The 10,104-nt window shown below is 71.2% G+C and carries 10 protein-coding genes; 5 read left to right on the top strand and 5 right to left on the bottom strand.

Features of this window, described 5'->3' with window-relative positions; genetic code table 11:
• Positions 1-47 precede the first annotated feature (47 nt).
• Positions 48-2,381, bottom strand: a complete 2,334-nt coding sequence (locus ACFWVC_RS34835) for a transglycosylase domain-containing protein (RefSeq protein WP_384296805.1) — start codon at positions 2,379-2,381, stop codon at positions 48-50.
• Positions 2,382-2,778: 397 nt separating this feature from the next.
• Here ACFWVC_RS34835 and ACFWVC_RS34830 point away from each other — a divergent pair, with 397 nt between their 5' ends.
• On the top strand, positions 2,779-3,126 hold the full coding sequence (locus tag ACFWVC_RS34830) for a WhiB family transcriptional regulator (protein ID WP_319665424.1): 348 nt from the start codon (positions 2,779-2,781) through the stop codon (positions 3,124-3,126).
• Here the strand turns inward: ACFWVC_RS34830 and ACFWVC_RS34825 are convergent.
• Together ACFWVC_RS34825 and ACFWVC_RS34820 are read right to left on the bottom strand one after the other, a co-directional pair.
• Positions 3,108-4,532, bottom strand: coding sequence for an ArsA family ATPase (locus ACFWVC_RS34825; protein ID WP_384296802.1), 1,425 nt, complete (start codon positions 4,530-4,532; stop codon positions 3,108-3,110). The two genes, ACFWVC_RS34830 and ACFWVC_RS34825, sit on opposite strands and share 19 nt — an antisense overlap.
• The gene (locus tag ACFWVC_RS34820; protein WP_384296798.1) at positions 4,529-5,509 is read right to left on the bottom strand and encodes an ArsA-related P-loop ATPase; all 981 of its coding nucleotides are present in this window, start codon (positions 5,507-5,509) and stop codon (positions 4,529-4,531) included. Before ACFWVC_RS34820 ends, ACFWVC_RS34825 begins: the two co-directional genes overlap by 4 nt.
• Before the next feature lie 71 nt (positions 5,510-5,580).
• Here ACFWVC_RS34820 and ACFWVC_RS34815 point away from each other — a divergent pair, with 71 nt between their 5' ends.
• From ACFWVC_RS34815 to ACFWVC_RS34800, 4 genes are all read left to right on the top strand, one after another.
• Positions 5,581-5,742 (top strand): DUF4177 domain-containing protein, encoded by a 162-nt coding sequence (locus ACFWVC_RS34815; protein WP_106965770.1) that lies wholly within the window; start codon positions 5,581-5,583, stop codon positions 5,740-5,742.
• On the top strand, positions 5,739-6,209 hold the full coding sequence (locus ACFWVC_RS34810) for a RidA family protein (protein WP_384296792.1): 471 nt from the start codon (positions 5,739-5,741) through the stop codon (positions 6,207-6,209). The genes ACFWVC_RS34815 and ACFWVC_RS34810 overlap by 4 nt, the downstream gene beginning before the upstream one ends.
• 111 nt (positions 6,210-6,320) lie before the next feature.
• Positions 6,321-7,196, top strand: coding sequence for an NUDIX hydrolase (locus tag ACFWVC_RS34805; RefSeq protein WP_384296790.1), 876 nt, complete (start codon positions 6,321-6,323; stop codon positions 7,194-7,196).
• A complete protein-coding gene (locus tag ACFWVC_RS34800) occupies positions 7,193-8,017 on the top strand; it encodes an MBL fold metallo-hydrolase (protein WP_384296787.1) in 825 nt (274 codons plus the stop codon). Before ACFWVC_RS34805 ends, ACFWVC_RS34800 begins: the two co-directional genes overlap by 4 nt.
• Positions 8,018-8,051: 34 nt before the next feature.
• Here the strand turns inward: ACFWVC_RS34800 and ACFWVC_RS34795 are convergent, their stop codons facing one another.
• Complete coding sequence (locus ACFWVC_RS34795; RefSeq protein ID WP_384296784.1) at positions 8,052-9,251, bottom strand: PQQ-binding-like beta-propeller repeat protein; 1,200 nt, start codon at positions 9,249-9,251, stop codon at positions 8,052-8,054.
• A 93-nt stretch (positions 9,252-9,344) separates the two neighbouring features.
• Positions 9,345-10,019, bottom strand: coding sequence for a Crp/Fnr family transcriptional regulator (locus ACFWVC_RS34790; protein WP_319665417.1), 675 nt, complete (start codon positions 10,017-10,019; stop codon positions 9,345-9,347).
• Positions 10,020-10,104: the final 85 nt, after the last annotated feature.

Genomic DNA, 10,104 nt, shown 5'->3' with positions numbered 1-10,104 from the left:
GGACCGATGCGGTCCGGGGCGCCCCTTCGTGCGGTGGGTCGCCGGCGTCAGCCGGTGCCGCCGTTGCCGGGGGTGACGGCGCCGCCGTCCGTGGTGCCGACATCGCTGCCGCCGCCCGGGCCGCCGTCGGCCGGGCCCGTGGTGCCGCCGTTGCCGTTCGCACCGCCGTTGCCGTTGCCGCCGCCGAGGAGACCGCCGAAGAAGCCGCCGTCGCCTCCGTTGTCGCCCTGGCCGCCGTTGTCGTTGCCGCCGTTCTCGGCGCCCCGCTGGTCGCCGTGGCCGTCGCCCCCGTGGTCGTCGGGCTTGGGCTTCTCCGGCTCACGGATCGCGACCGTCGGCAGGCTGTCGGAGGTCGTCCCGGCCAGCGCGCCGGCCATGGCGTCCTTCCAGATCGGGCCCGGGGTGTCGGCGCCGAAGACCTTCGGGTGGTAGACGCCGCCGATGGTGATGTTGGTCATCTGGCGCTTGTGGGCGGGGTCACCGACCCACACCGCGCCGGCCAGGTTCGAGGTGTAGCCGACGAACCAGGCCGCGTAGCGGTAGTCGGTCGTACCGGTCTTGCCCGCGCTGTCCCGGTCGGTCAGGCCCGCCTGCTGGCCGGTGCCGTCCTCGACCACGCCCTTGAGGAGGGTGTTGAGGGTGGCGGCCGTCTGCTCGGACATGGCCCGCTTGCACTCGCTCTTCGGCACGGGCAGCTTCTTGCCTGCCGCGTCGGTGATCGACTCGATGGCGACCGGGCTGCAGTAGACGCCCTTGTTGGCGAAGGTCGCGTACGCGTTCGCCATGGTCAGGGGCGAGACCTCCTGAGTGCCCAGGGTGATGGAGGGCACCTGGGCGAGGTCCTTGCCGTTGGAACGCTGTATCCCCATGGCCTTGGCCATGTCGGTGACCGGGCACACGCCGATGTCGCTGATCAGCTGCACGTAGTAGGTGTTGACCGACTTGGCGGTGGCTTCCTTCATCGAGTACGGGCCCTTCTCGGACTCGTTCTCGTTCTCCACCGTCGCGCCCTCGGTGTTGACCCAGTTGCCGCCGCACGTCGTGACCGGGCTCGGGTAGTCCATCTTGTACGGCGCCGGGTACACCTGCGCAGGGTCGGTGCCCTGCTCGATCGCCGCGGCCGCGGTGATCGCCTTGAACGTGGAGCCCGGCTGGTAGCCGGCGCCGCCGCCCATGGCCTGGTTGACCGAGAGGTTGATCTGCGTCTGGTTCTTCTTGAAGCCGTAGGGGCGCGACTGCCCCATCGCGACGATCCGGCCCGTGCCGGGCTGGATCAGCGTCACCGCGGAGGCGACGTCGTCGCTCTGGTAGACGTGATCGCTTATCGAGGCCTGGACGGCCTGCTGGGCCTTCGGGTCCAAGGTGGTGCGGACGACGAGGCCGCCCTGGTTCCAGCGCTTGGCGCGGTCGGCCTTGGTCTTGCCGAAGCCCGGGTCGGTGAGGAAGACCTCGCGCACGTAGTCGCAGAAGAAGCCGGCGCCGCTGACGGCCGTGATGCAGCCGTTCTTGGGCTGGCTGACCTTGAGGCCGAGCGGCTTCTTCTTGGCGGCGTCGGCCTGGGCCTGGGTGATGTTCTTCAGGTCGGCCATGCGCTGCAGCACGACGTTGCGGCGCTTGGTGGCCTCTTGCGGGTCGTTGACGGGGTCGTAGCGGCTGGGCGACTGGACGATGCCTGCCAGCAGCGCGGACTCGGTCAGCGACAGGTTCTTGGCGGACTTGCTGAAGTAGCGCCTGGCGGCGGACTCGACCCCGTACGCCTGCTCGCCGAAGAAGGTGATGTTGAGATAGTTCTCGAGGATCTTCTTCTTCCCCAGCTCCTCCTCGAGCTGGATGGCGTACTTCATCTCCTTGATCTTGCGACCCACGGTCTGCTGGGTGGCCTGGGCGACCTTGGTCGGGTCGTCACCGGCCTCCTCGATGAAGACGTTCTTCACGAACTGCTGGGTCAGTGTCGAGGCGCCCTCGGAGACCCCGCCGTCCTGGGCGTTCTTGTTCAGGGCGCGCAGGATGCCCTTGACGTCGATCGCGCCGTGCTCGTAGAAGCGGGCGTCCTCGATGGCGACGATGGCCTGCTGCATGGTCTTGTTGATGTCGCCGAGGGTGACGACCTTGCGGTCGCGGGAGTACACGGTCGCGATCAGACCGCCCTTGGAGTCCAGGATCTGCGTGCTCTGGGAGAGCGGCGGACGCTTCAGCTCGCCGGGCAGCGAGTCGAAGCCGGCCGCGGTGCCCTTGGCACTCAGCCCGAACGCTCCGGCCGCGGGCAGCGCGATGCCGGCCATCACGACGCCGGACAGGACACTGACACCCAGGAACTTGGCGGCCTGCTGGGCGGTGCTGAGGCCTCCGCCGCGCATGCCGCCTGATCGCTTGTGACCCATGAGGTGCAGCTTACGTTGCGATTCCTAAGACGTGGGCATGCTTGTTCGCCTAGTCTGTAACAGACAGGCGCGAACAATGCGCACGCGTCTGTCTTCCAGCCTCACTCTTGTGGGTGATGAGAACTGCCCGAATTCCTGTCATATGCCAGCCATATGGCGTGGTCCTCGGGGTACCAGGCGGGTGATCTGACCGTTTTTGGGCGGTTGGTCCGTTTTGCCGTCAGCTCACTCCCCAGGGTGATCTACCGCTGACCCATAGTCCGTTCGGGCCATTCAAGATTGGGCCTGAAAGGGCTGTTGCGTCGTGCCCACCTTCCGTAACGTCCTCAACTGGCAACGGTGAATATGCCGCTTGCCGCCGTGGGGGAGCCTCGATTCGGGAGAGGACGGCGCCAGCATGAGCAGCTGGGTTACGGACTGGAGTACGCAGGCCGCGTGCCGCACGACGGATCCGGACGAGCTTTTCGTCCAGGGAGCGGCCCAGAACAGGGCCAAGGCGGTGTGCACGGGGTGCCCGGTACGCACGGAGTGCCTGGCCGACGCCTTGGACAACCGGGTGGAGTTCGGTGTCTGGGGCGGGATGACCGAGCGCGAGCGCAGGGCGCTGCTGCGCCGGCGTCCCACGGTCACCTCGTGGCGCAGGCTGCTGGAGACCGCGCGTACGGAGTACGAGCAGAGCACCGGCGTGCACCTGGGCGACGACGACTACGACGGTGAGTACGACGACTACGCAGCCGTCGGCTGACCCTGCGCGAGGCGCTCGCCGATCTCGCGCAGGCCCTCCAGGTCGTGCACGTCGCCCGGCAGGGCGGCCACATCGACCATGGGTACCTCGGGGTGTACGGAGACGAAACGGTCGCGGGTGCGTCGTTCACGCGCGACCAGCTGCATCCGCTCGGCATGCAGGCGCAGCAGTCCGGCGGCGAGACGGTCGGCGCTCCACGGATCCGCGTCCGGATCGGTGGGGTCGGAAGTGCTCTGGTCCGTGCTGAGGGTCCCTTCGGTGCCGTCGGCCGTACGCAGTCCAGCCTTCCCGCCGGGCTGATCCACAATGCCGCGGTTTTGAAGATTTTCTGTGGATTCGTCAAACTCCCTGGTCAGCTGGGGAGTTGGCGAATTCTCCGGGTCGGAGGGATCCGGATCCCACTCGGCGGCCATGGCGTCGGCGCTGCCGGTGACGTCCATGTCACCCGCGCCGTCCGTGTCGCCGGTGTCATCGGCGAGTGCCTCCGCCGCGGCCAGCGCCCGCTCGGCCGTGAGCTGCGCCGCGCCGCTGCTGTGCACCCGGTTCAGCACCAGCCCGGCCAGCGGCATGTCCTCCGCGGCCAGCCGCTCCACGAAGTACGCCGCCTCGCGCAGCGCGTCCCGTTCCGGTGCCGCGACCACCAGGAACGCGGTGCCGTTCGCCTGGAGCAGCTTGTACGTGGCGTCGGCCCGGGAGCGGAAGCCGCCGAACATCGAGTCCATCGCCGCCACGAAGGTCTGCACGTCCTTGAGCAGATGGGCGCCCATGACCTTGCTGAGCACGCCGGTCATCATCGACATCCCGACGTTCAGGAACTTCACCCCGGCCCGTCCGCCGACCTTCGCCGGGGCCATGAGCAGCCGGATGAAGCGGCCGTCCAGGAAGGACCCCAGCCGCTTGGGGGCGTCCAGGAAGTCCAGTGCGGACCGGCTCGGGGGCGTGTCGACCACGATCAGGTCCCATGCGTCCAGCGCCCGCAGCTGGCCCAGCTTCTCCATCGCCATGTACTCCTGCGTGCCGGCGAAGCCCGCGGAGAGCGACTGGTAGAAGGGGTTGTCGATGATCGCGCGGGCCCGCTCCGGATCGCTGTGCTGGAACACGACCTCGTCGAAGGTCCGCTTCATGTCGAGCATCATCGCGTGCAGCTCACCACCCGCGGACTCGTCGATCCCGGCGACCCTGCGGGGGGTGTTGTCCAGCTCCGTGAGCCCCATCGACTGGGCCAGCCGGCGTGCAGGGTCGATGGTCAGCACGACCGCCTTCCGGCCCCGCTCGGCGGCGCGCACGCCCAGGGCGGCGGCGGTGGTGGTCTTGCCGACCCCGCCGGAGCCGCAGCACACGATGATCCGGGTCGTCGGATCGTCCAGCAGCACGTCGATGTCCAATACCGGACTGTCCAGACTCACGCGACCCCCAGCCCCTGTTTCCGCAGATTTTCGGCCAATCTGTACAACCCGCCGAGATCGACGCCGTCGGCCAGCTGCGCCAGTTCGTACGACGGCAGGCCGAGCCCGGTGAGCTCCTCCCGCTGGGCGCGCTCCAACGCGACCCGTTCGGCGTGCTCGTGCGCCTGGGCCAGCAGCGGGTCGACCAGCCGCTCCGCCAGCCCGCCGCGGCGCGCGCCTCCGAGGCCGGCCTGGGAGAGCGCCTTGGCGATGGCGGTGCGGCGCCCGCTGCTCGCGGCGGCCACGGCGTCGTTGTCCATCACCACCGGGCGGACCATGTTGATGATCACGGCGCCGGTGGGCAGACCGGCCGCGTGCAGTTCCGCCACGCCGTCCACGGTCTCCTGCACCGGCATCTCCTCCAGCAGGGTGACCAGGTGCACCGCGGTGTCGGGGGACTTCAGCACCCGCATCACGGCCTGCGCCTGATTGTGTATCGGACCGAACCGCGCCAGCCCCGCGACCTCGTCGTTGACGTTCAGGAAGCGGGTGATCCGCCCCGTCGGCGGCGCGTCGAGGACGACCGCGTCGTACGTCCGCCAGCCCGCGCGGTCCTTGCGGCGCACGGCCTCGCACACCTTGCCGGTGAGCAGCACGTCCCGCACGCCCGGAGCGACGGTGGTCGCGAAGTCGATGGCGCCGAGCTTCTTCAGCGCCCGGCCGGCGCGGCCGAGCTTGTAGAACATGTCGAGGTAGTCCAGGAGCGCCTGTTCGGCGTCGATGGCCAGTGCGTGCACCTCGCCGCCGCCCGGGGCGACGGCGATCTTCCGTTCCTCGTACGGAAGCGCCTCGGTCTCGAAGAGCTGCGCGATGCCCTGGCGCCCCTCCACCTCGGCCAGCAGGGTGCGCCGCCCCTCGGCGGCCAGGGCCAGCGCCAGCGCGGCGGCGACGGTCGTCTTACCCGTCCCGCCCTTGCCCGTCACGATGTGGAGCCTCACACCTTCGAGCCTAACCAGTGGAGGGCGGGGCTACTCGGGGGCTGGGCTGTGCGAGGCATTACAGTCCCCTCATGACCAAGTGGGAATACGCGACCGTGCCGCTGCTGGTGCACGCGACGAAGCAGATTCTGGACACCTGGGGCGAGGACGGCTGGGAGCTCGTCCAGGTCGTTCCCGGCCCCAACAACCCCGAGCAGTTGGTGGCGTACCTCAAGCGGGAGAAGGGCGCGTGAGCGCCGTCGAGCAGCGGCTCGTCGACCTCGGGCTGACGCTGCCCGAGGTGGCGGCGCCCCTGGCGGCGTACGTGCCCGCGGTGCTGTCCGGGCCGTACGTCTTCACGGCGGGCCAGCTCCCGCTGGTCGACGGCAAGCTGACGACCTGCGGCAAGGTCGGCGCCGAGGTCACCCCGGAGCAGGCCAGGGAACTCGCGCGCACCTGCGCGCTCAACGCCCTGGCGGCGGTCAAGTCCGTCGCGGGCGACCTCGACCGGGTGAAGCGGGTTGTCAAGGTCGTCGGTTTTGTGGCCTCCGCCCCCGACTTCACCGGGCAGCCCGGGGTCGTCAACGGCGCGAGTGAACTGCTGGGCCAGGTCCTCGGCGATGCCGGCGTCCACGCGCGCAGCGCGGTCGGCGTGGCGGTGCTCCCGCTGGACGCCCCCGTCGAGGTGGAGATCCAGGTCGAGCTGGAGCCCGCGGGCTGACCGTCCGTGGCCGCCGTCCGGCCGTCCAGGGGGAACGGCCCCCTGGACCCGGGGCGCCCCAACGGGGGCGCCCTATCGAACATCCCCGCGCGAGCGCATAGCATCCGCCCCATGACCACCACGAACGGCCAGTGGTTCCCGCCCAGCTGGCCCGAGCGGATCAGGGCGCTCACCGCGGGCACGCTCCAGCCCGTCGAGCCCCGGCGGGCCGCCACCGTGCTGCTGCTGCGCGACACCGGGCGCGGCCCCGCGGTCCACATGCTCCGCAGGCGTGCCTCCATGGCGTTCGCCGCGGGCGCGTACGCGTATCCCGGCGGCGGTGTGGACCGGCGCGACGAACGCCCGGTCGCGTGGGCCGGACCGGCACCTGAGCTGTGGGCGCGGCGTCTGGGCGAGGGCCTGGGGCCGGCCGAGGCGCAGGCGATCGTGTGCGCCGCGGTGCGCGAGACGTTCGAGGAGTCCGGCGTGCTGCTGGCCGGCCCGGACGAGGGCTCGGTCGTGGACGACACCACCGGCGAGGGCTGGGAGGCGGACCGCCGCGCGCTGGTCTCCCACGAACTGTCCTTCGCGGACTTCCTGGCCCGCCGCTCCCTGGTGCTCCGCTCCGATCTGCTCGGCCCCTGGGCGCGGTGGATCACCCCGGAGTTCGAGGAGCGCCGCTACGACACCTGGTTCTTCCTGACGGCGCTGCCGCCCGGTCAGCGCACCCGCGACGTGTCGGGGGAGGCCGACCGCACGGAGTGGCTGCGCCCGGAGGAGGCCGTCGCCGGTTACGACCGCGGCGAGATGGTCATGCTGCCGCCGACGATCGCGACGCTGCGCGGGCTGCTGCCGTACGACTCCGCCGAGGCGGCTCTGGCGGCCGCGGGTGAGGGCCGCCGGGACCTGACACCGGTGCTGGCGAGGGCCGAACTCGTGGGCGAGGAGATCGTGCTGAGCTGGCCCGGCCACGAGGAGTTCACCAAGCGCATGGGAGCCGGCGAATGACCTCGGCCCTGCCTCCCGGCAACCCCCGCGGCGCGGTCGGCGGCCGGGCCACCGAGCGCGCGGTGTGCGTACTGGCCCCGAACCCCTCGCCGATGACCCTGGACGGCACCAACACCTGGATCATCGGCGAGCCGGACTCCGACCTCGCCGTCGTCATCGACCCGGGCCCGCTCGACGAGGGGCACCTGAACACCGTCGTCTCCACGGCCCACTCCCTCGGCAAGCGGATCGGCCTGACCCTGCTCACCCACGGCCACCCCGACCACGCCGAGGGCGCGGCCCGCTTCGCCGAGCTGACCGGCACGGCGGTACGCGCCCTGGACCCGGCGCTGCGCCTGGGGGACGAGGGTCTGGGCGCGGGGGACGTCATCACCACCGGCGGCCTGGAACTGCGCGTCGTGCCCACCCCCGGGCACACCGCGGACTCCCTGTCCTTCCACCTGCCAGCTGATGGGGCGGTGCTCACCGGGGACACGGTGCTGGGCCGCGGCACGACCGTCGTCGCCCACCCCGACGGCCGCCTCGGCGACTACCTCGACTCCCTGCGCCGGCTCCAGGCACTGGCCATGGACGGCGGTGTCACCACGGTGCTGCCGGGGCACGGACCGGTGCTGTCCGACGCGCGGGGCGCGGTCGAGTTCTACCTCGCCCACCGCGCCCACCGCCTCGCCCAGGTCGAGACGGCGGTCGAGGGGGGCCGCACCACCCCGTCCGAGGTCGTCGCGCACGTGTACGCGGACGTGGACCGGGCGCTGTGGCCGGCGGCCGAGCTGTCGGTGCGGGCGCAGATGGACTACCTGCTGGAGCACGGGCTGATCTGACCCGGGTTGCCGCCGCTGCTCCCGCCGGCCGCCGTCAGTGCCAGTCGTACGCCATGACCGGCGCGGTGGCGGCGGTGCTCGACTTGCTGACCCACAGCAGCCGCCCGCCGCGCACATGCAGCGTGTAGGGCTCGTCCGGCCCGGTGCTCCGGATCGAGCGGCGCGCCACCTCGCGACCGGTCGCCGCGTCGAGCACGTAGGCCTTGGAGGAGACACTCTCGTCGTAGTGGCGCACCATGACCACATGGCCCCGGTGGGGCGTGAGCGCGCCGATGCCCCAGTGGTCCGAGGTCCACAGGTGGCCGCCCGTTGGCAGGGAGAAGCCGGCGAGCCGGGCGAGAGTCTCCTCCGGTGAGGGTTCGACGAACGCCAGCAGCGTGTCGCCGACGGCCATGAACCGTCGGCGGCGGTCGGTGACGGCCCAGGGGTCCGCCTTGATCGTGCCGTGGCTGCCGGTCATCGGGATCTCGACGGCGGTGCCGCCGTCCTCGTCCAGACGCAGGAGACAGTGCCGGCCGCGGCGGCCCTCGCCCTCGACGGCCAGCAGCAGCGGATCTGCGCCGAGCAGGCCGACAGCGTCGACCGGGCCGTCGACGGGAAGGGGCCTCTTCCACAGGACCGCGCCGTCGGCCAGTGCGACCGTCAGGACGGTCGCGGTGCCCGAGCCCTCCGTCACCACGACGAGCCGCCCCCCTCCGGCCGCGATCCGTGCCCCGCGGTCCTCGTCGTGCGGCACCGACCACATGCGTCTTCCCGTACGGGCGTCGTGGGCGACGACCTCGTCCCCCGTGGTGACCAGCGCGCACTCCCCCGACAGGGCGACGGTGCCGGCGCGGAGCCCCGGGTCGTAGTGAGAGAGCCCGGAGAGGTTCAGCCGGGCCGACCACAGCTCCTTGCCGGAGACGGTGTCCAGGGCGGTGACGCCGGCCTTCCCCGGGCCTTCGGACGTGTCCGGCCAGTGGGCCAGGAGCACGACACCGTCGGACGCCTCGTCGGCCACGGCGGACAGCACGTCGCGGCCGGGTACCTCCCAGGCCCAGCGCTGCTCGCCGGTGTCCGCGTCGAAGGCCCGCACCCGGTCGAAGACGGCCCTGAGGACCAGTCCGCCGTCCAGCCGGCTTGTCAGTGCGTCGGCGTGGGCGCGGCCGTCGTGGGCCGCCTGCCATACCGGTTTCAGCGCGCGCAGGCGCTTCGCGGGCGTCCAGACGGTCTGCGGCGCCCTGTCCTCGTACATGTGTCTCCCCACCCCGAAACGCACAGCGGAACCCGCCCCGGGGAAGCGTAAGGGGCGCCCACCATGGGTGGGCGCCCCTTACGGATGTACGGGTCAGCGCGAGCGCTTGGCCAGCCGCTCGACGTCCAGCAGGATGACCGCGCGGGCCTCCAGGCGCAGCCAGCCGCGGCCCGCGAAGTCGGCGAGTGCCTTGTTCACGGTCTCGCGGGAGGCGCCGACCAGCTGGGCCAGCTCCTCCTGCGTCAGGTCGTGGACGACGTGGATGCCCTCCTCGGACTGCACGCCGAAGCGGCGCGACAGGTCCAGCAGCGCCTTGGCCACACGGCCCGGCACGTCGGAGAAGACCAGGTCCGACATCACGTCGTTGGTGCGCCGCAGGCGGCGCGCGACGGCACGCAGCAGGGCGGTCGAGACCTCGGGGCGGGCGTTGAGCCAGGGCTGGAGGTCGCCGTGGCCGAGGCCCAGCAGCTTGACCTCGGTCAGCGCGGTGGCGGTGGCGGTGCGCGGGCCGGGGTCGAAGAGCGACAGCTCACCGATCAGCTCGCCGGGGCCCACGACGGCGAGCATGTTCTCGCGGCCGTCGGGGGAAGTGCGGTGCAGCTTCACCTTGCCCTCGGTGACGACGTACAGCCGGTCCCCGGGTTCGCCCTCGTGGAACAGCGAGTCGCCACGCGCGAGCGTGACCTCCGCCATGGAGGCGCGCAGTTCAGCGGCCTGCTCATCGTCGAGCGCCGCGAAAAGCGGTGCGCGCCGCAGAACGTCGTCCACGTGCTCTCTCCTTGTCGACATCGCTGGGTCGGTCCCCATCATGCCCGACAGCAAAACAGTGCGATCAATCACAAGTCTGTCTTAT

Origin of the sequence: Streptomyces sp. NPDC058691 (assembly GCF_042714775.1) — a bacterium.
Taxonomy (GTDB): domain Bacteria; phylum Actinomycetota; class Actinomycetes; order Streptomycetales; family Streptomycetaceae; genus Actinacidiphila.
This window is presented reverse-complemented; position numbering and strand designations above follow the sequence as displayed.